Source organism: uncultured Methanobrevibacter sp. (assembly GCF_947169325.1).
Taxonomy (GTDB): domain Archaea; phylum Methanobacteriota; class Methanobacteria; order Methanobacteriales; family Methanobacteriaceae; genus Methanocatella.
The window spans coordinates 1-20,973 of record NZ_CAMVPN010000040.1; the positions used below are offsets into that span (position 1 = coordinate 1).

A 20,973-nucleotide genomic window follows, 5' to 3' on the forward strand; every position below is an offset into this window, starting at 1 on the left:
TGAAAAAATAGTAATAAAAAATATATAAAAATTATGAAAATTGTGGGTCGCACTCTTAACGGTTGTGTTTTGGCGTTTTATACTGGTTTTTAATTGCAGGATATATATCCTCAACTTTTTTCAAGTCCGATTTTTGAAATCGTTGCAGGTAATGTCGATTTCGGTTAAGGATTCAAGCGACAAGCAAATCAAATTATATAATATCAGTGCCAATATCTATTTAGGTGATAGTTTGCAAAAAGTCAAAATCACGGTTGTAAGAAAAGTAAGGCATGATGATTTGATTGAAAAATATGAAAATCCGCTGGAACATGAGTGTGACGTTGAAGAGGGTGATGTTTTTATAGCCAACGGATGGCAAAAGCCCGAAAATTTCTGTGACAGCGCATGGGAATCACTTTCTCCATTTGTTCTTGCACTGGCCAACGGTGCGGAGGATTTCTATGACGGCTGGATGAAAAATAAAAGATCAGCAATGATTTCATGCAATGACGGCTTCAGGCCAGTCAGCTTTCTTTTGGAAACAATGGATGATATTGCAGATTAACATTAGGATACAATGACCGAAATAATCGATAAAAGCTTTGATTTTTTTAAAAGGGAAATAATATTTTCAATATCATTGATATTGGCTATTTTTTCCTGCTTTTTTGTCAAACCCAGTATTGACTATTTAAATTATATCAATTGGGAAACAATCGTGCTGCTTTTTATAATAATGGTCATTGTGGAGATTTTAAAAAATCTGCAAGTTTTTGAGAGGCTGGTTCGCAAACTATTGGCAAAAATCCGAAATACCCGTGGACTTGTTTTCATCTTGGTTTTTACCTGCTTTTTAAGTTCTATTTTTATAACGAATGATGTTTCACTAATCATATTTGTGCCATTTTCCATATTGGCATTGAAAAAGGTTGACCGCACAGATTTGATTATTTTGACTGTTTCATTACAGACGATTGCGGCCAATGTGGGATGCATGGTTCTTCCAATCGGCGCCCCCCACAATATTGTAATGTATACTGTCTCAAATATTCTGTTTCAGGAATTTTTCATTTTGCTTATGCCATACATTATAGTTTCAGTCGTGTTTTTGGCTGCGTTAATGTTGTTTGTCCCGACTGATGACATCACTTTGCCGCGCATGAGCAAAATCGAGTTTGACAGGAAGGATTTCGTTAAAAGGGTTTTTCTCGGCGTTGACTATTATTTGCTTTTGACATTTATTGCTCTTTTTATTTTAATCGGAAATCTGGAAAACATTTCATTTTTCAGCTCACTTTTCAGCAAATGGATTGCTGGAAATGAGGTTTTATGGGGCGTTTTGGCATCACAGGTGATTTCCAATGTCCCTGCAGCAATGTTAATCAGTGGTTTCAGCAGCAATTATGAATCAATTATTGTGGGAATCAACATTGGAGGATTTGGAACGCTGATTGCATCAATGGCCAATTTAATATCATATAAGATTCTTGTTCGTGAATTCGATGAGTTTAAAATTAGGTATTTGGGCATATTTACACTTTTGAATGTTATTTTATTGGTGATTTTATTGGGCGTCAATGTTTTTGTTTGACATTAACGGTTGGGTTTAGAGTTTTTGTGTCCGTTTTTGAATGAGAATGTCATCAAAATCTTTTAATTTTGATTTGTTGAATCCTCGTCGTTAATGTTGATCTTTGTTGATATTTTTGACGGCAATAAATTTTGCTTTAATTTAACGAAGTGTATTTTGATTTTTTAAGTATTTTTTTCAATTGATATATTTTTTATAAACTGATTGCAATTTAATAAGTTTTCATCAATATTTCTTTAAAATCATTTTTTTACAATTATAAAGCAATATTATCATTTAAAATGAGAAATAAATAAATATTATTAGGTTAAATATAATATTATTAATTTTAAGAGGTTTTAGGATGACTTCTCAAGGAATGATATTTACAAAAAGAAATGTAATTTTCGTAAGTGATAAACAAGAAACTATGAGTGATGGTAAAACATATGGTGGATCAAACAAGATTTTTGAATTGTCTAGAATCCATTCGGCGGGGATGATGGTTAATGGTGATGCTGATTTTGAAAATGTCCCTAGAGAAACATTAATAAGGGAATTTAAAATTCAAACAAATTTCAGGAGATTTTCTACAATTGAAGAAATAAAGAAGGAATTCATTAAATTCTTATCTAGAAACACAGAATCTTCATTAGGTAAAAATTTCATTAAAAATCTTATAAGGCCTTTTAAAGAAAGTTTAATCTCCGATTTTAGTGAAGATTTGAAAACACTATTAAAAATAAACATAGAAAAGAATTGTATCCTTTCATTAAAAAATATTCTAATTTGGATAATGAATTTCATGATATCATTCCAGATGGCAAAAATAAGGAAGAATATAATCAAATAATATGGGAAATTTTTTCGAATAATTTTCAATATGAAGGAACAGGAATTATTATTGCTGGATTTAACTTAAAAAGCCATTATCCTTCATTTGTAGAGATTACTATCTATTGCAACGACGAAGGGGAAATAATTCATGAAGAAATAGATTCAGCAGTTGATTGCAGTGAACCTTTTTTAAAAGTTTTTGCAATCAATGAAGAAGCATATACTTTCATAACTGGAGTCAATAGTGAATTCATTGATTTCATACTGCAGTATATTGATGATGCTAATGAATCTGTTATAAACAATCTAAAATGGAGTTTTAAAAAAGAGAATATAGTGGAATGTGATAAGATTATTGAAATAATTAAAAATGCATTGCAAAAAGAATATTCTAAAGTATCTGGCGACATTGATGATTTCAGATTAGATTCAATTGAATATACTTCTTATTCTATAGAAAACCTTCCAGAATGGTTACTTTGTATTTTTGCAGAGTTATTAATTAGATTAACTGTAGTAAAGCAAAAAACAACTTCTGAAATTGAGTCTGTAAGTATTTCCACTGATATTTTAATAATGGCCAAAACTGAAGACTTTAAATGGATTAAAAACGATGAAAGAATAGTTTAAATACTATGAATTCAAAGTTATTACTAACTGGTGATAATAAGAATTTTGTTCCAAAAGAAAAATCTAGAGAAGCTATTAAAAATCTCCTTGAAAAACGTCAAAGGAGAAGTGATGCTGAAGAAGCTGAAAGACGTAAGAACTATGTCTGTATAATCAATACGGAATAAATTTTTAATGGTGCGAATTAAATCGTACCTTTAATCTAATTTTTTAAATTTTTAAAAAAGAAAATTAAAACAAGTTAAACTTATTTAACTTGCTTGTAACGTGTTAAAATGCCCTTTACAGAATTAATTTTGTATTTAGTTTTATTAATTAAATTTTCGTTTAAATTTGAGGATAAGTTAACATATATTTTTTCTAAATCATTCATCCCATAAATCTGCAACTTTATTTGCAATGTACACGCAGCAGTCAACGCATGGGGACTTGTCCTCTCCATTATTGGTTATTGTGCCACAGCATACGCTTCCGTATTCTTCCTTAAATGAATTGAATATTTCCTTGGCGTTGGCCTTGATTTTTGACGGATTATCAACAACTAATCCATTGGCTATCAATGCACCGGTTACTGCACCGCAGGTTCCCTCATCGAATGTTCCCCCGATTCCGCCTGCAAATCCGCATCCCAATTTCACCATTTCAGCTTGAGAGATTGGATATTCGGCGGTTTCGCAAAGACCCATTAAAGTTGACTCTGAACAGCTTTTGAATTCTCTGTATTCTCTGATTTTCTCTTCTAAAATTTTTTTGTCAAGTTTCATAATGCAACCCTCTGAATTTGTTAATTAATTATATAAATTAAGAATTTAAAATAATTATTTGTTAAAATTTGTGAGTTGATAAAAATTATACATCCAAGACCAAGTCCAATTGCGGCTACTCTTTATACTTTAAGGGACATGAACGTAGATGTCATTGTAATGCACGGACCTACTGGGTGCTGTTTTAGAACAGCCAGGCTTTTAGAGGGTGACGGTGTGCGTGTTGTGACCACAGGAATGTCTGAAAACGATTTTATATTGGGTGCCGGTGAAAAGTTAGTAGACACGTTGACTGAAGCTTATGATGAGTTTGAACCAAAATTGATGGGCATTGCAGGAACATGTGCAAGCATGATTATCGGTGAGGATTTAAAGGAAGCAATTGCCACTGCAGATTTGCCGTGCACTGTCATTCCGGTCGAATCCCATGGAGGATCAGGTGAAGGCGACAATACCGTCGGCGCAATCATGGTATTGGATGCTGCTGTTGAATGCGGCGTGATACCTCGTGAAGAGGCTGACAGGCAGATTGAAATGCTTGAAAAGGCAACAGAAGTTGAAAAGACCCGTGGAATGGCGCAGGGCAAATACATAAAACCTAATTTCGGAGATTCAAAGGAGAATGTTGCAAAAACTGTTGTCAATGCCCTGAAGGACAACAAAAAGGTTGCTTTTGTCCTTAACGTTAAAAAGGAAACATCATATCTGTTTGCAGATATTATCAATTTCGACTACAGTGAGATTAATCCTGACAATAAGCCAATCTTTGTGGCCAATCTGGATGAAAACATAGGCCTTCCAAGGATAAGGCAGCATGCGGTAAACATCAAAAGCCAATTGGATATTGTGCCTGATTACATTACCGGCGGGCTTGACGAATATCCTATTACAGGAAATGTGGCTGCAGAATACCTGAAGGATAAGGATTTGGACTTGATTGTTGTATTCGGTGTTCCTCATGCATTTCCAATCGAGGAATTCGACGTCGAATCAGTTGCAGTGACAGATGGCCCACGTCTTGTTGAGCCTTTAAGGGATTTGGGTTTTACACATGTCGTTGCAGAGCTTGATGCACATTCAAAAACCCTGGGAACTGATGAAATTGTCTTTTCAGACTTTGGAGGAATGATAAGGGCAGCTATCGGGTGGTTGGAGAAATGATTACCATTATTGATTATAAAAGCGGAAACCTCAAAAGCATTTCCAACGGATTTAAAAAGATTGGATGTGACTATCAAATCACGGATGACAAAGAAATCATAGCAGACAGTGACTACTTGGTGTTGCCTGGTGTCGGCGCCTTTGGAAGTGCAATAGAAAACTTAAAACCGTTTGAAGATGTCATTAACGAACATGTCAATGACGACAAGCCGTTTTTAGGAATATGCCTTGGCCAGCAGGTGCTTATGGGTTCCAGCGAGGAATCTCCCGGCGTTAAAGGTCTTGACCTATTCAAGGGGCATGTCGAAAGGCTTCCTGAAGGAGTAAAGATACCTCACATGGGCTGGAACAAACTGAAAGTCCTGAATGATTCACCTATTCTGGAAGGCATTGATGGCGAATATTTCTATTTTGTCCACTCCTATCATGTTGTTCCGGATGATGAAAATATCATTGCGGGAGTTTGTGATTATGGAGGAGATGTTGTTGCATCTTTATGTCAAAACAATTTGTTTTCAACACAGTTTCACCCGGAAAAAAGCGGAGTGGCTGGACTTAAGATTTTAAAGAATTTCACCAATTTGGAGATTTGAACATGGATATAGAAGGATTTGTAAGAGCAAGAATAGATGATTATGATTATAACGACCTGGCAGAAATATTGGCTGTCAGGATAAGAGAATACAAGAAAATATCAGAGGAAAACTCAGTTGAGATGGCAAAAGCGGTTATAGATGAAGTTTCAACTACCCTGAAATTGCAGGAAAGCGATGACGAGTTTTTAAAGGAAATTGCAAGCGTCAACAAGGCTGATGTGCTAATGGGTGAGATGGGAGTAGGTTCCCGAGGTGCAGGAGACTTTTTTGTCCACAGAAAAATCGCAGAAATCGTGTCATCAACAAACACTGCATCACTTGTAAACCCGTCAGAACAGGACGACGGTGGTGTCGTAAAGGCATCTGTCAAAAACGATGAGGTCTACATTACCACTGCCGTTGACGGAATACACTCACGTTTAAGCGAATATCCATTTTTAGGCGGTTTTCATGTAACCCGTGCAACCTTAAGGGATGTTTGTGTCATGGGAGCAGATCCTGTTGCAATCCTAAGCGACGTTCACCTTGCAGATGACGGGGATGTCGCCAAGATATTTGACTTTACTGCAGGTGTTGCAGCGGTATCAGAGCTTGTTGATGTGCCGATAGTTGCTGGAAGTACACTGCGTGTCGGAGGAGACATGGTATTGGGCGACAGATTCGTATCAGCAGTCGGAAGTGTAGGAGTGTCAGCATATCCTCCAACAGCAAGAAAAGGAGCAACCGAAGGTGATGTGATTCTTTTAACCGAAGGTTCCGGCGGAGGAACAATAACAACAACTGCATTATATAACGGTTTCTTTGATGTGGTATGGGATACAATGAACGTAAATTTCGTTCAGGCATCACATGCATTGTTTGAAGCTGATTTGGTAAAGGATATCCATGCAATGACTGACGTGACAAACGGAGGTCTTAGGGGAGATGCCCACGAAATCTCAAACACAACCGGTGTCGGATTGGAATTCCATGAAAAAGAAATCAGAAAAATGGTCGCACCAAATGTGCTTAACATGCTTGAAACATTAAATATCGACCCATTAGGCGTATCAACAGATTCATTAATGTTAATTGCACCTCCGGAAATCGTTGGGGATATTAAGAAGGCAGTTACAAAATATGATGTTGCAATATCTGAAATTGGTGAAGTCAACAACTCCGGTGAGCCAATATTAATCAAAGAAGATTCAACCGAGGAAAAATTGGTTCCGTTATTCAGAGAAGCTGCATATACCAAAATCAAAAAACTTGTTGGTGAAACAACTCCTGAAGACTTTGAGCAAATGAAGGAAAAAGTTCAAAAGGCTTCTGATGCAGCTATTGCCAAAAAAGAAAAAGTTATTAAACATATTCTTGGAAATTAAAATTAAGAGAAATTGCTAAATTTCTCTTTATTTCATCCTTCTTTTAAAATCCTTTTTACTCCAGGATGATACGGCCTATGTCTTTCATAATGTGGTGGAAAATCTTTATTAGGTGCTGTAGGGTCTTTTAATGTTCTCTTGATGTTTTTTAATTTATTTTCATTCATTATATCCCTCTTTTTGTTTTTTTTTCAATTGATGGTAGTTTATATCTTAATTGTATATATTTTTTGTTATTCTAAACTGTTTGATAAAAATATTCCATTTTGATTTAATATATTTTACTTACATTTTTTTGGTTAAAATAATTTATACAAGCATGATGGATGGATAAAATTAAATCTTGTAACTCTTCATCTTCTTCAATAAATTTAATTTTTAATCCAATCTCTCTACATTTTTTAGGAGACAAATTCCTGGAATGGCTTTTTGTAGCTTCTCCTAATGTGAGTTCGTATACTATTTTATCGATTATTGCTGGATTATCATCTTTAAACATAGAGTATTTCAATGATTTTTCTAAAATCTCTTTTGCCCAATCCATAGAATTTTTACATTCGAATAAGAAATTAACAGGATATTTGTCAAGTAATATTCTCCAATAAGGTACGCTTTTTGGATTTTCTTCAATTTCTTTTTTAGCTAACTCAAATTCTTCTATTACTGTTCTTGCTGGAATTCCGTATATCTGTGGATCTGCTGGACCTAAACTTGAATGTTTGCCCATTAATATTTCTTTGCATGAGCAAGCAATCATTGTTCCTCCAGACATTGCCATTTGTGGTATGATTGCCCTAATGTTTTCACCAAAAATAGCATGTAAATAATCAATTAGGGATTCAGTAGCACTCACAGCTCCGCCGGGAGTATGTAATATCAAATCTAGCCCTTTAGATTTATCTAAACCTTTAATTATTGTCATGAAAACATTTTTATCCATTGAGTCAATGGAACTTTCATAATCATCAACTGTTAACCAACCGGAATAATATACAATAACATTCCTTCCGGTTTTTTCATGTAATTCTTGAGCATATTTAATTATTGTTGTTTTTGGATCATTTTCATTTTTAATTTCTATATATGTGGCCATAATATCATCTTTTTTTCAAGACATCAACCCTCATCACATCTTGAATCATCGGGGTCAATGTCAGATTTTTCGTAATGGCTATTTTGCAAGGGGTTCTATATATTTCTAGTAGAAGTGCGACTGCGTGCAGAAGCACAAATGCACAAGTGCACACTTCATAACTTTTTATTTAACTGGAACTCCAATTCTGAATCATGTTAGACGATAAAGGAAGTTTTTATTTGATAGAATCAATTTTGGCAATAGCCATTTTATTAATGGCCATTTTTGTTGTAAACACGGTAATTTCAATTCCATCTCCTGAACATTCTTATGACTCTCTGGATTTCAAGACAAGTCAGGACATAATGGAGACACTGTCCGGAACGGTCAATTTCACCGACAAGAGCTTCATAGGTTCAATTTCGGATATTCTAAAGGAAAACAGGAATTCCAAAAAATCTGTAAGGGATGTCTGCGAGATTTGCCAGGAAAAGTTAGACACATTTCACCTTGACAATTACAGGTTCTGCGAAAACAATGTTCTAAAAGGCAAGGTGCTGGCAAGTTCTGGGGATTTTTCAAAAGCTACCGGTGTTTCACAGGCTACACGGACATATGGGGATTATTCATATTCCTTATATGTATGGAAATAATTAAATACTATAAGAATGTTATATTATAATGTTATCTTATTTTGTTTAGCCCCGATGGTGTAGTTTGGATAACACATGGGACTGCGGATCCCATTCCCCGGGTTCAAATCCCGGTCGGGGCATTATTATTTCCGTGATTATTATGTTGAATGCTAATACTTATGTTACATCTCAAAAGGGTATTGGTGGAACTATCAGAAACCAATATGAGGATTTTTACGTTGAAGAAATTCCCGAAGTCATTCCTGAAGGTGAAGGTCCGAACGTCTATGTCTGGATTGAAAAGCTTGGAAGAACAACTTTAGATGTTGTCCTAGACATTGCCCGTGATTTGCATGTCTCTAGAAAAAGGATGGGCTTTGCTGGAATGAAGGACAAAAAGGCAATCACCCGCCAGTGGATCTGCATAGCAAATATGGATTCAGAGGAGCAGTTCAGGCAGGTTGAAAACCTTGACATCTATAAAACCGATTTTTTAAAGATAGTCCGTGGGCGCAAAAAGCTCAGGATGGGTCAGCTTAAGGGAAACAAATTCAAAATCCTTATAAAAGACTTGGATGACATTGAGGAAAGTGCAGAAATCGCAAATGAGGTTTTAAGCCAACTGGAAACCACAGGTGTTCCCAACTATTTCGGATGGCAGAGATTCGGAAAGCCAAGGACAATCACTCATCTTGTCGGAAGGGCATTGGTTGAAAACGACCTTGAAAAGGCCGTAAGCACTTATATCGGGCATCCGGTCGATGATGAAGGTGAAGAAAACAAGCTTGCAAGGCAGGCTTATGATGAAGGAAATCTTGAAGAATCATTAAATCTAATGGGCAAAGGGATGCGCTATGAGAAGATGATGATTAAGGAACTCATCAGGGATTCCAAAAGAGGCGAACTTACAGACAAATCATATATGAATGCACTTCACGCACTTCCAAAGCCGCTTCAAAGAATGTTCGTTCACGCTTATCAGTCATATCTCTTCAATGAAGCCGTAAGCAACAGGGTTGCAATGGGCATTGATAAATACATTGAAGGAGATATTATTATTGACAATGAAGAGAATATCGTTCGCGATAAGACTCCCGATGAATATCAGGATTTGATTTCTGGCTTCGAGGCAAATCCGACCTGCCCTCTGTTCGGTACCAAGGTCCCATTTGCCGATGGAGAAGTTGGGGAGATGGAAAAAGATGTCTTGGCCAAATATGGCATTACAAAGGAGGATTTTGAAGTTCCAAAGATGCCTCGTTTGGGAAGCCATGGCCTTAGGCGCCAGATGCGTTTCCAGGTATGGGACGGCAAGGCAACTCCAACCGATGAAGGTGTTTTATGCGAATTTTCAATAGATAAAGGTTCTTATGCAACTGCAGTTTTAAGAGAAATAATGAAAAAGGATGTTATTTAGGTGATAGAATGGTAATATGTCCAGATTGTGGAAAAGAGGTTCCAGATGCAAAATTCTGTAAAAATTGTGGAGCCCGTCTTCCAGAAAATATAGGGGAAGCGCCGGTCGTTAATGTCGAAGAGACTGGTGTTGTTGAAACTACTGCCCGTGAAGTAATTGACGTCACACCAAGGGAAGTTAAAGATGAAGAGGTAATCGGAAATGCCTCTTCCAATAAGGCAAAATTCTGCTTTAATTGCGGCCATGAACTTGATGATGAATTCAGATTCTGTCCGAATTGCGGATATGACCTGCAAAAAAAATCAGCAGTCAGCCGCAGGTCTTCCAGCGATGTGGTTACATCATCCGGTGAGAAAAGCATTATTGTAGCCATTATTTTAAGCGTCATTATCCCTGGTCTTGGTCACTTCTATTTGGGCTTAAGCCGTAAAGGCGCAATATTTTTACTCGCATATGTGGTATCCGCAATTCTGATTTTGCTGTTGATTGGATTGTTGCTGGTACTTGTAATATGGATTTGGGCATTGGTTGACACAATACAGTCCACCAACGCATTGAATCGTGGCGAAAGTGTTGAAGACAAATTATTTTAGATGAGTGGTTTTCATGATTACATGTAGAAGCATTGCAAAAGGTAAAGGAAAAGGGGAACTGATTGTTTCATCAGAGCCAATAAGCTTTTTGGGGGGAGTCAATCCCGAAACCGGCGAAATAATCGATCCGAACCATGAACTTAAAGGTGAAATCATCAAGGATAAGGTATTATTCATTCCGGGCGGTAAAGGCTCAACCGTAGGTTCATATGTGATTTTCCAGATGATGAAGAACAACACTGCTCCAAAGGCAATCATATGCCTTAATGCCGAACCTATAATTGCTACCGGTGCAATAATGTCTGACATTCCAATGGTTGACACTCCATCAAACGTCAGCGAATTGACCACCGGAACATTGGTTGAAGTCGATGGGGACAGTGGAACTATAGAACTCTTGTAGGGTGATTGGATGCAGACTCTAATTGAAAACGTAAATGTCATCAATCCATTTGAGGACATCAAAACCCATAAAAATGTATTGATAGAGGACGGATTGATAAAGAGGATTTCCTCTTCAAAAATCAAGGCAAAAAGGAATGCCAGTGTCATTGACGGTGAAGACAATTATCTGCTTTCAGGGGTCATTGACTGCCATTGCCATATTTTTGCTAAAGGGTTTCACAAGGAGGAGAATATGGCAAATCCTTTGGGAATTCATTTCTACAATGCTGTACCTCATGCGTTGCAGACAGTAAATGCAGGCGTTACTTCAATTAGGGACTGCGGGTCTGCAGATTTGAGCTTTAAGCTTGCTCAACAAAGGAAATTATTCACAGCTCCAAAAATCCATTTGTCAATCACCCCTTTGGTCATGACAGGGGGTCATTTTGACCTGCTTCTGCCTTCAGGCTTTGACATGGAAATAATCTATCCTGGTTTTCCAAAGGGAAGATGCGACGGTGTTGAGGAAGTCCTTAAAAAGACCCGTGAGATTAAAAGGGCAGGAGCAGATTTCATTAAGGTCATGGCAAGCGGAGGAGTCCTTACAACAAACACTTCACCTGAATTTCCGCAGTTCAACAAAAAGGAGCTGAAAACAATTGTATGTGAAGCCTGTGCAAATGACATGAAGGTTTCAGCACACTGTCATAGCTTAAAGGGAATGAATAACTGTATCAAGGCAGGATTTTCATCAATAGAGCATGGAACATTCATCGATAGGAAAACTGCCAAGAAAATGGTTGAGCATGATGTCAGTCTCGTTCCTACATTGCTTGTCCATCAGTTTTTATACAAGTCCGGCTTTCCTGCATGGGATAATTTTGCAAAAGAGAAAACAGCTAAACTAAAGGAAATAGTAAAGGTCCACAAGGAAAACGTCGCTGCTGCCTATGAGGAAGGCGTCAATATCCTGATGGGAACAGACAGTGGAGTAATACCTCACGGACATAACCTGGAAGAGCTCACTCATTTGGTTGACATCGGGATGTCACCGGAAGAGGCAATAGCAAGCGGAACTGTTAGGGCAGCCGAATTTTTAGGTCAAAGCAATCTGGGTTTGGTTGAGAAAAACTATGTTGCAGACCTGATTTTGGTCAACTCAAATCCTTTGGATGACGTTTCAGTTTTAAGCGATAATGACAACATTTTAAAGGTTTTCCAAGATGGTATTCAAGTTAAAAATTGATGAGGAGTTATGCACTGCTTGCAAACTTTGCCAGCAGGTTTGCATTCGAGATAATATTGTAGTTGAAGACTTTGCAGTAGAGATGGAAAGCAACTGCTTTGAATGCGGGCACTGCATGGCAATCTGTAAGACAGGTGCAATCACATTGAAGTCCTTTGAAGGCCATGAAAACAGAATCACTGATTACAATTCCCGTGATATTCCGGTAGATTATGATGATTTGCTTCAGTTTTTAAAGCAGAGAAGATCCATCAGATGGTTTAAAAACAAAAAGGTAGATAAGGAAACTTTTGATAAGATATTTGAAGGGGCATATTATTCACCGTCAGCCCAAAACGCTCAGGACGTTGAATTTGTGGTTTTGGATGAAAGATTGGATGAATTCATGCAGCTTGTCTATGATATCATCAAAGTCCAGGAAGGCGAGTTTTTCAGAATCAGGGAATTTGGAGATTATTTGAAAGACCCCTCCACAAAGGAATTCCATCCGTTATTGTGGAGTGGAAAACAGCTTATTCTAACATTTTCAACTGACAAGACAAGCGCTGTCATTGCCAATACTCGTATGGAACTGCTTGCCTATTCGTTGGGCTTGGGCGGTTTCTATTCATTGTTCATATTGAAAGCGGATGAGATTGACCATGATAGGGTGATGGAGTTTTTCCCGGATATTGATTCCTCAAAGCACATGTATTCATCATTCATCATTGGATATCCTAAGGTGAGGTTCAGAAGGACAGTCCCTCACTCAGACATTAACGTCAATTATATGTAAATATTGAATGTCATTCAGTAATTTTTCATATTTTTATCTTTTTTTTAACATTTTTAGACAGACCTAAACTTATATAATTATAAAAAATAATATAATTCTCTATAGAATAACGGTTGTGATATCATGGCTAAACCTAAACATATGGATTTGCCGATTGAAGGAATGCATTGTGCTTCATGTGTTTTGAGTGTTAACAAGACTTTTGAAAAGGTTGAAGGAGTTGAGGAAGTTGATGCGGACTTGGCTTCAAACAAGCTCCACATCACTGTCAATCCCAAAAAGGTTTCTTATGATGAAATGGACAAAATAGTTAAAAACCTGGGATTCGCCCTGCACTCCGATGAGATGACATTGAGGATTCAGGGAATGCACTGCGCTTCATGTACAATGAATGTCGAGAATTTTCTAATCAGATTGGACGGAATTTTTGATGTAAAGGCAGATTTGACTTCACAGTCTGCCAGAATTAGATATGATTCATCCAAGGTTGATTTGGATGAAATTGAAAAGGTTATAGAATCGTTGGGCTTTGAACTTTTGGGAGTTGAAGGCCAAACGGAAATTGACGAAGAGGCAATCTATCAAAAGGATTTGGCCGAAAAGCGTAACAGAATCATTGTCGGTTTGATCTTTTCAGCTATTCTTATGATTTTGATGTTCAGCGGATGGGATCCTCTTATGGGAGTCACCGAGTCCATCAAACAGTCAACAGGCTTAAATATATCCTCAATGGGGCTATTGTCATTGATTGTTAGTATTGCACCGTTCCTGTATGTTTCCCTGCCTATCTTAAAAGCAGGTGCAAATGGATTGGCTCATAAGAACCTGAACATGGATGTAATGTATTCAATGGGTATCATGGTGGCATATGTTTCAAGTATTTTAGGAACTTTCCACATAGTTTTAGACCATTCCTTCATGTTTTATGACTCAGCGGTCATGCTTCCTTCATTTCTGATGATTGGAAGGTATCTCGAAGCAAGAGCCAAGAAAAGGACTTCAGATTCAATCAGAGAACTGATTGGCCTTCAGCCGACTGTTGCAACAGCCATTGAACTTGATGAAAACGGCGAGATTACTTCCCAAAAAGAGGTGTCAATCGCAGATATTGTCATAGATGACTTGCTTTTGGTAAAGCCTGGTGAAAAGATTCCTGTTGACGGTGATGTCGTTGGCGGAGAATCATATGTTGATGAATCGATGATTAACGGTGAACCTATTCCTAAGGTTAAAAAGGACGGTGAAGAGGTCTTTGCCGGAACCATAAATCAGGATGGAGTATTATACATTAAAGCACAGAAAATCGGAAAGGAAACAGTATTGTCAAACATCATTCGTTTGGTCGAAAAGGCACAATCCTCAAGGCCTCCTGTTCAGAAATTCGCCAACACAATCGTAACTTACTTCATTCCGGTCATTTTAACAATAGCCATTGTAGTATTCCTGATATGGTATTTTGTATTGGGCGCCACATTACTGTTCTCACTTACATGCCTGATTTCAATATTGGTTGTTGCATGTCCATGCGCTCTGGGTTTGGCCACTCCAACAGCGGTTACTGTAGGTGTTGGAAGGGCTGCTGAATTCGGTATTCTGATTAAAAACGGGGATACTCTTGAAAATGCAGGTCAAATTGATGTGGCAGCATTTGACAAGACTGGAACAATAACAGAAGGAAAACCGGAAGTGGATGACATAATCACTTATGGAACATCTTCTGAGGATTTAATCCGGCTTGCAGCCAGTGTTGAACAGAATTCAAACCATCCAATTGCCAAAGCCATAGTGAATAAGGCAAAGGATTTAGGGGTTGATTTGGATTCAACAGCAGATTTTGAAAATGTGACTGGTAAAGGATTAAGGGCTGAATTGAATGGCAGTGAAGTTCTAGCAGGAAACCTTGCATTGATGCAGGCCAATGAAATTGAGGTTTCATCCGAAACAGTAGACAAATATCATGAGCTTGAAAGCCTAAGCAAAACAATTATCTTCATTGCACAGGACAAATCCGTAAAAGGTATCTTAAGCTTATCCGATAAGATCAAGGCTAATTCCAAAAGGACAATTGATGAATTGCACAATATGGGCGTTGAAACTTATATGCTCACAGGTGACAACGAGTCAACCGCACTTAACGTGGCCCGTGAAGTGGGAATTGACAATGTCCGTGCAGGTGTGCTTCCTGAAAATAAATTGAGCATCGTAAAGGAAACCCAGGCAGACCACACTAGAAAAGTACTGTTCGTTGGAGACGGTATCAATGATGCTCCCGCATTGACACAGGCAGATATCGGTGTGGCAATGGGTAACGGAACGGATATTGCTATGGAAAGCGGTGATATTGTTGTCATGGAAGGCGATTTGGAAAATGTCGTTGCTGCTGTGCAGTTCTCCAAAAAGGTAATGAGAAGAATCAAGGAAAATATCTTCTGGGCCTTTGCATATAACTCCATACTGATTCCGGTTGCAGCAGGGGTGTTGTATCCTTCATTTGGCATAACATTTGAGCCTGCATTGGCAGGTTTAGCAATGGCAATGAGTTCTGTAACAGTTATAACATTATCTCTAATGCTTAAGAGGTATGTTCCAGAAATAAAAAGAGAAAATAGAAATTAGTTGTCTTAGAAGTCAATTAATTCTAATTTTAATTTTCCAAGTTTCGGTGCGAGGAAATTATAGAACACTGCTAAAAGTGCACCTTCAACAAATCCGGCAATCAATCCTCCAATCACGCTACCGATGATTGAAGCAAAATTTCCACCACTAATCAATGCGATTATTCCGAGGATTAAGTTCAAAACACAGCTAATTACTGCAAATATGATTGCAAATTTTAAAACGTCGATTGAATCGATTGCAGTCAAATTCCCTTCTTTTGATAAGCTCACTACTGCTCCTCTTCCTGAATTTGCAAGAATGTTGTAGATGTAGCATCCAAGTAGGATAAATATGAAAGAGATAATGAATGTGCCGAAGATAATCATTGCAATTGTCATTGGTTGGCTTAATAGCATCATGAATTGGTAGATGCTGTATGCTAGCATTGATTGGCCGGAATACATTAATGTCTGCACAACTGAGCTGAGCAATAATGGCAATAGGAATACTGATACTAAATAAATCAATATGGTTTGGATTGTTATAATCATTGATATGATAATTGCTGTTTCAGTTGTTGATATTTTAATTATTTCCTTTTCATCCTTAAAGGCAATTTTAATGGTATTCATCTTTTTAGCCAAGGTATTGTAAAGGAATCCTTGGAAAAATGAATTGTAAATGGAATACATTAATGTTCCAACTATTATTGTTGTGATGATATATATTGAAGCTCCAATTGCACTTGGGCTTGTAATTCCAATCACGATTGTAAGTAGGATTGCAGATATTATTGAGAACATCAATGCAATTCCTGTTGATATGATTGTAAATGATGCCAAATCGATTGATTTCAATTCTTTTACGCTAACCATCTTCACACCTAGAACCAGTCTTTGGATTTTTCAAGCAGTTCATCGATGATTATTGAAATTGAACCTACGTAAGTGTGGGGATCCATAATCTTTTCAACGTCCTCTTCGGTGAGGTATTTTTGAACTTCTTCGTCTTCAAGGATTAATTCCCCCAATAGCAGTTTTTCCTTGTTGGCCTTAATTGCATTTTTCCTTACAATGCCGTATGCTGTTTGTTTTCCCATTCCTGCACGTGTAAGTTCAGCCATCAATCTTTCAGCCATAATCAAACCGTTGGTCAGGTTCAGGTTTCTTTCGATGTTTTCATCATAGAACACTAGATTGCTCATTAATTTGATTGTCAGGTTCAATATGTAATCGGTTAGAATGCAGCTTTCCGGAAACATTATCCTTTCACAGGAAGAGTTGGTAAGATCCCTTTCATGCCAAAGAGGGTTGTTGTCTAAAGCAGCGTTTACGTATGACTTGATGATTCTTGCAACACCACAGATACGTTCTGCAGTAATTGGGTTCATTTTGTGAGGCATGGTACTACTTCCGACCTGCTTTTCAGGGTCGAAATATTCTCCAAGCTCCATGAGTTCGGTTCTTTGAAGGCTTCTGATTTCCAATCCGATCTTATCGAGGGTACTTGCAATGTTTGCCAGCACGCTAATGAATTCCACGTGGTTGTCCCTTTGCACGACCTGGTTTGTTATTGTGGCGGCAGGAAGGCCTAAGATTTCTGCGACAAGTTTGTGGATTTCCCATCCTTGCTCTCCTAATGCGGCAGTTGTTCCTACAGCGCCGTCCATCATTCCGATACATACGTTGCCTTTTGCATGTTCGAGCCTTTCGTATTGTCTGTGGAGTTCATCAGCCCAGATTCCGAATTTCATTCCGTAGGTTGTTGGAAGCGCATGCTGGCCGTGGGTACGTCCGATGCATACCTTCATTTTGTTTTCTTCGGTTAATTTGAGCATTATTTTGGTTAACCTTTCCAATTTTTCCTTCAGCACTTCGATTGAGTCACGAATAAGCAATGAATTTGAACTGTCTACAATGTCGTTGGATGTGGCTCCAAAGTGAACGTATTCTCCTGCGCCGTTTTCACACACTTCTGTAATTCCTTTGGATAATGCTGCAATGTCGTGATTTGTTTCGGCTTCTATGGCCTTTACTCTTTCGAGTTTAACGAATTCTGTTGTGGCTTTGGCTGCGATTTCATCTGCCACGTCCTGTGGTATGATGCCTAATCTTCCTTCAGCCTGTGCCAGTGCAGATTCCACATCTAGCATTCTTTGAAGTTTATTTTCCTCTTCCCATATTCTTTTCATTTCGGGAGTGCCGTACCTAAATTCAATAGGATGTATTGCCATTTTTTATCATCTCATTCAATTAATTTAAATATGATATTATTTTTATCATCATGTTTATTATAATTTTGTTAAAAATTCAAAACATTTATATTCCTTTATATAAAGAGATTTATACAATTCATATTATTCACGATTATGGATAGGTGAGCAAATGAAAACAAACATACGTCAATTCCGCCAGGGTTTGGGCATGACTCAACAAGAGTTGGCTGAATCTGTTGGTGTTACTCGTCAAACAATAAATGCTTTAGAAAACGCTCGTTATAATCCTTCATTAATATTGGCCTATAAAATTACAAAGAATTTAGGTAAAGATGCCATTGAAGAAGTTTTTGTATTGGATGAAAACGATTGAATTACATTTTGAATTTAATGCATTTGGCTGTTAGTTTAATTTGTATGTTGTTTGATAATGTAAGTTATATTTTACATTAATAGTTCTTGTTTTGGTAACATGTCTTCGTTTAATAATGCTTTGAAAAACATAACCCTTAAAAATCTCGCTGTTTTTATAGTGGTTACTTATGCTGTTCTGTATGTTTTTGCAAATTTCACGGGTAGGGCTACTACAAACTGGTTTTATGTCATTGTAATCGGTTATTTCATGGTAATGCTGAGGGGGCATTGGAAAAGCTTCAGGATTGAAGCGAAAAACGTTTTTTCAAAAATCGAACTCAGATACATTCTTCTGATTGTATTTCTGAATATCTTTTTTTCATATGGCATGCTGTATCTCTCAGGTGCACTCATCAACTCTTTTCCTTTTTTGGATTTCCTGGTTGCTTTTGGTATTCCGTCAATGTCATTGGGAAGTTTTTTGCCAGGGATTGTAGGTTTTGTTGCAACTGTCATTGTTTCACCGATTTCTGAGGAACTGATTTTTCGGGGAGTATTTCTAAACCGGTTGAAACTCTTCGTGCCGACAGTATTTGCAATATTCATATCCTCATTGCTTTTTGGTGCGCTTCACGGATTTGGAAGCATGATTTCTGCAGTTGTCTTTGCAGTATGCATGGCAATACTGTACCTTAAAACAGAAAACATTTGCGTTCCCATGCTTGCTCACTTTTTAAACAATCTGTTTGCTGAAATAATCAGGCTTGCTGATGTCAACAATGCCATATTTACAAATGAGTTGGTCATTGGTATTTTCAGCATTTTGGCGATAATTTCAGCAATTTTGCTGATTGCATCAATCGTCAGAGAATTGAATAAAATTTAATATTATGAATGATAGATATCTTATCATGGATTTGAGAAAAATTGGAATTCTTCTTATATTTGTCGGAATAGTTCTCACAGTCATGTTCATTGGCAACGAGAAGATTTTTGTTCCTGCGCTGACAATAACCGTTTTAGGATTTTTCATGACAGTTTTCGGTTATGTCACTGAAATAAGAAAAAGAAAAATCATCAATGACAGATTGGATAAGGACATCGGAAGCATTCTCCAACCTTTAATTACAAAATATTCAAACTTGAACAGACAATATAAATCCAAATTTGAAGGTGAAGAGTACGTTCAAAAAAGGATGGAACTGAACAGGGCATTGGAAAGTGAAATCGCTGAAAAGCTTCCTTATTTGGAATCAAGGGAAATCAAAAAGATTGTCATTGAATTCAGCAGGGAACAGGACAAGATGTAGCTATATTTTTTTGAACCGCAACTCAATGTACAAAAAATGACAACAAGGTTTTAAATAGTACATTGATTAATATTATAATTGTGATTATATGTTTTCCCCAAGTTTTGAAGAAGTAAAAGAAATATCAAAAAATCAGGAGTACAGGCGCATTCCAATATCCTATGAATTGTTTTCAGATATTGCCACTCCTATAGAAGTTTTAAGAATTTTAAAAGGAATAAGCAGCCATTGCTATATGCTGGAAAGTATTGAAGATGCAGAAAATTGGGGAAGGTACTCTTTTTTAGGTTTCGATCCTCTAATGGAGTTCACATGCCAAAATGGGGTTGTCCGCATCAAAGGTGATGAAAACTTTGAGAAACTGACCGATGATGAAATTGTCATCAAAACAGACAATCCAAGTGAAATTATCAAGGATCTGGTTAAAAGGAACAAATCTCCAAAATTGGACTTTTTGCCTCCATTTACTGGAGGTTTTGTCGGATATTTCGCTTACGATTACATCAAATATGCAGAACCGTCATTGAATCTTGATGCAGAAAATCAGGACCAGTTCAAGGATATTGACTTGATGCTGTTTGACAAGGTTATAGCTTTTGATAACTTCAGACAAAAGATTATCCTCATCTCAAACATGAAAACCGACGATTTAAAATACGGTTATGACGAGGCTTGCAGGGAATTGAAAGAGCTTGCAGATTTGATTATAAACGGCAGAAAAGCTAAAATTGAACCGTTGACATTAAAGTCAGACTTCAAACCAGTATTTTCAAAGGAAAAGTATTGCAGCATGGTTTTGAAGGCCAAGGATTACATCAAAGAGGGAGACATTTTCCAGGTGGTGCTGTCAAACAGGATTGAAGCGGAAATTTCCGGAAGCCTTTTCGACACTTACAGGGTTTTAAGAACCACAAATCCTTCTCCTTACATGTTCTATTTCTCAAGCGATGACATTGAAATTGCAGGAGCTTCTCCGGAAACACTGGTTAAGTTGACTGACAGAAAGCTATACACATTTCCTCTGGCGGGAACAAGGCCTCGCGGAAAGACAGAAGAAGAGGATTTGCAGCTTGAAAAAGATTTGTTGAGCGATGAAAAGGAATTGGCAGAACATAACATGCTGGTTGATTTGGGAAGAAATGACATAGGAAGAATATCAGAAATAGGTTCCGTTCATGTTGACAAGTATTTGTCAATTGAGAGGTTCTCCCATGTGATGCATATAGGATCTACAGTCAGCGGAACATTAAGAAGCGATTTGGACTCACTTGCCGCCATAGATTCTATTCTGCCTGCGGGAACTTTATCAGGAGCTCCAAAAATAAGGGCTTGTGAAATAATTAACGAGCTTGAAGACAACAAGCGGGGAATCTATGGCGGAGCTATCGGATATGTTGATTTGAGCGGAAACATTGACACATGCATTTCAATCAGAATAGCATTTGCAAGAAACAATAAGGTTTTCAT

24 protein-coding genes and 1 tRNA gene are annotated in these 20,973 nt (G+C 37.4%); 20 read left to right on the forward strand and 5 right to left on the reverse strand.

All coding sequences use genetic code 11. The features are described from left to right. Window positions 1–232: 232 nt before the first annotated feature. The 5 genes from Q0W26_RS06785 to Q0W26_RS06805 all read left to right on the forward strand — a co-directional run bounded on the left by Q0W26_RS06785 (window position 233) and on the right by Q0W26_RS06805 (window position 3,186). The gene (locus tag Q0W26_RS06785; RefSeq protein WP_298523530.1) at window positions 233–547 is read left to right on the forward strand and encodes a TIGR04076 family protein; all 315 of its coding nucleotides are present in this window, start codon (window positions 233–235) and stop codon (window positions 545–547) included. Window positions 548–559: 12 nt separating this feature from the next. Beyond that, a complete protein-coding gene (locus Q0W26_RS06790) occupies window positions 560–1,573 on the forward strand; it encodes an SLC13 family permease (RefSeq protein ID WP_298523531.1) in 1,014 nt (337 codons plus the stop codon). Window positions 1,574–1,916: 343 nt separating this feature from the next. After that, a complete protein-coding gene (locus tag Q0W26_RS06795; protein ID WP_298523532.1) occupies window positions 1,917–2,405 on the forward strand; it encodes a hypothetical protein in 489 nt (162 codons plus the stop codon). Beyond that, window positions 2,342–3,019, forward strand: a complete 678-nt coding sequence (locus Q0W26_RS06800) for a hypothetical protein (RefSeq protein WP_298523533.1) — start codon at window positions 2,342–2,344, stop codon at window positions 3,017–3,019. The genes Q0W26_RS06795 and Q0W26_RS06800 overlap by 64 nt, the downstream gene beginning before the upstream one ends. A gap of 5 nt (window positions 3,020–3,024) precedes the next feature. Then, window positions 3,025–3,186 carry a hypothetical protein gene (locus Q0W26_RS06805; RefSeq protein WP_298523534.1) on the forward strand — a complete coding sequence of 54 codons (162 nt, stop codon included), beginning with the start codon at window positions 3,025–3,027 and terminating at the stop codon, window positions 3,184–3,186. A gap of 198 nt (window positions 3,187–3,384) precedes the next feature. Here Q0W26_RS06805 and Q0W26_RS06810 read toward each other — a convergent pair whose 3' ends face one another. Continuing rightward, a complete protein-coding gene (locus tag Q0W26_RS06810; RefSeq protein WP_298523535.1) occupies window positions 3,385–3,783 on the reverse strand; it encodes a C-GCAxxG-C-C family protein in 399 nt (132 codons plus the stop codon). Window positions 3,784–3,870: 87 nt separating this feature from the next. Between Q0W26_RS06810 and cfbD the strand changes: the two genes are divergently transcribed. From cfbD to Q0W26_RS06825, 3 genes are read left to right on the forward strand one after another with little or no spacing between them, the layout of a single operon-like run. Further along, the gene (gene cfbD / locus Q0W26_RS06815) at window positions 3,871–4,944 is read left to right on the forward strand and encodes a Ni-sirohydrochlorin a,c-diamide reductive cyclase catalytic subunit (protein WP_298523553.1); all 1,074 of its coding nucleotides are present in this window, start codon (window positions 3,871–3,873) and stop codon (window positions 4,942–4,944) included. Further along, complete coding sequence (gene hisH, locus Q0W26_RS06820; RefSeq protein ID WP_298523536.1) at window positions 4,941–5,537, forward strand: imidazole glycerol phosphate synthase subunit HisH; 597 nt, start codon at window positions 4,941–4,943, stop codon at window positions 5,535–5,537. Before cfbD ends, hisH begins: the two co-directional genes overlap by 4 nt. A gap of 2 nt (window positions 5,538–5,539) precedes the next feature. Then, entirely contained in the window at window positions 5,540–6,904 is a 1,365-nt protein-coding gene (locus Q0W26_RS06825) for an AIR synthase-related protein (RefSeq protein WP_298523537.1), read from the forward strand. Between the two features lie 32 nt (window positions 6,905–6,936). Here the strand turns inward: Q0W26_RS06825 and Q0W26_RS06830 are convergent, their stop codons facing one another. After that, complete coding sequence (locus tag Q0W26_RS06830; protein ID WP_298523538.1) at window positions 6,937–7,071, reverse strand: hypothetical protein; 135 nt, start codon at window positions 7,069–7,071, stop codon at window positions 6,937–6,939. A 104-nt stretch (window positions 7,072–7,175) separates the two neighbouring features. After that, window positions 7,176–7,997: a S49 family peptidase gene (locus Q0W26_RS06835; protein WP_298523539.1), complete on the reverse strand. Its 822-nt coding sequence runs from the start codon at window positions 7,995–7,997 to the stop codon at window positions 7,176–7,178. Between the two features lie 221 nt (window positions 7,998–8,218). On the opposite strand from Q0W26_RS06835, the gene Q0W26_RS06840 reads away from it, so the two are divergent. From Q0W26_RS06840 to Q0W26_RS06875, 8 genes are all read left to right on the forward strand, one after another. Beyond that, window positions 8,219–8,632 (forward strand): hypothetical protein, encoded by a 414-nt coding sequence (locus tag Q0W26_RS06840; RefSeq protein ID WP_298523540.1) that lies wholly within the window; start codon window positions 8,219–8,221, stop codon window positions 8,630–8,632. Window positions 8,633–8,680: 48 nt separating this feature from the next. Continuing rightward, a tRNA-Arg gene (locus tag Q0W26_RS06845) sits at window positions 8,681–8,754 on the forward strand. A gap of 20 nt (window positions 8,755–8,774) precedes the next feature. Continuing rightward, the gene (truD, locus tag Q0W26_RS06850) at window positions 8,775–10,031 is read left to right on the forward strand and encodes a tRNA pseudouridine(13) synthase TruD (protein WP_298523541.1); all 1,257 of its coding nucleotides are present in this window, start codon (window positions 8,775–8,777) and stop codon (window positions 10,029–10,031) included. An 8-nt stretch (window positions 10,032–10,039) separates the two neighbouring features. Next, complete coding sequence (locus Q0W26_RS06855; RefSeq protein WP_298523542.1) at window positions 10,040–10,624, forward strand: zinc ribbon domain-containing protein; 585 nt, start codon at window positions 10,040–10,042, stop codon at window positions 10,622–10,624. A 13-nt stretch (window positions 10,625–10,637) separates the two neighbouring features. Then, window positions 10,638–11,027: a DUF126 domain-containing protein gene (locus Q0W26_RS06860; RefSeq protein ID WP_298523543.1), complete on the forward strand. Its 390-nt coding sequence runs from the start codon at window positions 10,638–10,640 to the stop codon at window positions 11,025–11,027. A gap of 9 nt (window positions 11,028–11,036) precedes the next feature. After that, complete coding sequence (locus Q0W26_RS06865; protein WP_298523544.1) at window positions 11,037–12,254, forward strand: amidohydrolase family protein; 1,218 nt, start codon at window positions 11,037–11,039, stop codon at window positions 12,252–12,254. Next, window positions 12,232–13,029 carry a nitroreductase family protein gene (locus Q0W26_RS06870; RefSeq protein ID WP_298523545.1) on the forward strand — a complete coding sequence of 266 codons (798 nt, stop codon included), beginning with the start codon at window positions 12,232–12,234 and terminating at the stop codon, window positions 13,027–13,029. The genes Q0W26_RS06865 and Q0W26_RS06870 overlap by 23 nt, the downstream gene beginning before the upstream one ends. 123 nt (window positions 13,030–13,152) lie before the next feature. Next, the gene (locus Q0W26_RS06875) at window positions 13,153–15,645 is read left to right on the forward strand and encodes a heavy metal translocating P-type ATPase (RefSeq protein ID WP_298523546.1); all 2,493 of its coding nucleotides are present in this window, start codon (window positions 13,153–13,155) and stop codon (window positions 15,643–15,645) included. A gap of 5 nt (window positions 15,646–15,650) precedes the next feature. Here Q0W26_RS06875 and Q0W26_RS06880 read toward each other — a convergent pair whose 3' ends face one another. Next, on the reverse strand, window positions 15,651–16,502 hold the full coding sequence (locus Q0W26_RS06880; RefSeq protein ID WP_298523547.1) for a hypothetical protein: 852 nt from the start codon (window positions 16,500–16,502) through the stop codon (window positions 15,651–15,653). 8 nt (window positions 16,503–16,510) lie between these two features. Beyond that, a complete protein-coding gene (purB, locus tag Q0W26_RS06885) occupies window positions 16,511–17,860 on the reverse strand; it encodes an adenylosuccinate lyase (protein ID WP_298523548.1) in 1,350 nt (449 codons plus the stop codon). Between the two features lie 151 nt (window positions 17,861–18,011). On the opposite strand from purB, the gene Q0W26_RS06890 reads away from it, so the two are divergent. The 4 genes from Q0W26_RS06890 to Q0W26_RS06905 all read left to right on the forward strand — a co-directional run. Next, the gene (locus Q0W26_RS06890) at window positions 18,012–18,215 is read left to right on the forward strand and encodes a helix-turn-helix transcriptional regulator (RefSeq protein WP_298523549.1); all 204 of its coding nucleotides are present in this window, start codon (window positions 18,012–18,014) and stop codon (window positions 18,213–18,215) included. Window positions 18,216–18,314: 99 nt separating this feature from the next. After that, the gene (locus tag Q0W26_RS06895) at window positions 18,315–19,082 is read left to right on the forward strand and encodes a CPBP family intramembrane glutamic endopeptidase (RefSeq protein WP_298523550.1); all 768 of its coding nucleotides are present in this window, start codon (window positions 18,315–18,317) and stop codon (window positions 19,080–19,082) included. 25 nt (window positions 19,083–19,107) lie between these two features. Next, window positions 19,108–19,506 (forward strand): hypothetical protein, encoded by a 399-nt coding sequence (locus Q0W26_RS06900; protein ID WP_298523551.1) that lies wholly within the window; start codon window positions 19,108–19,110, stop codon window positions 19,504–19,506. Window positions 19,507–19,594: 88 nt separating this feature from the next. Next, a partial coding sequence (locus Q0W26_RS06905) for an anthranilate synthase component I family protein (protein WP_298523552.1) occupies window positions 19,595–20,973 on the forward strand: 1,379 nt, incomplete at its 3' end.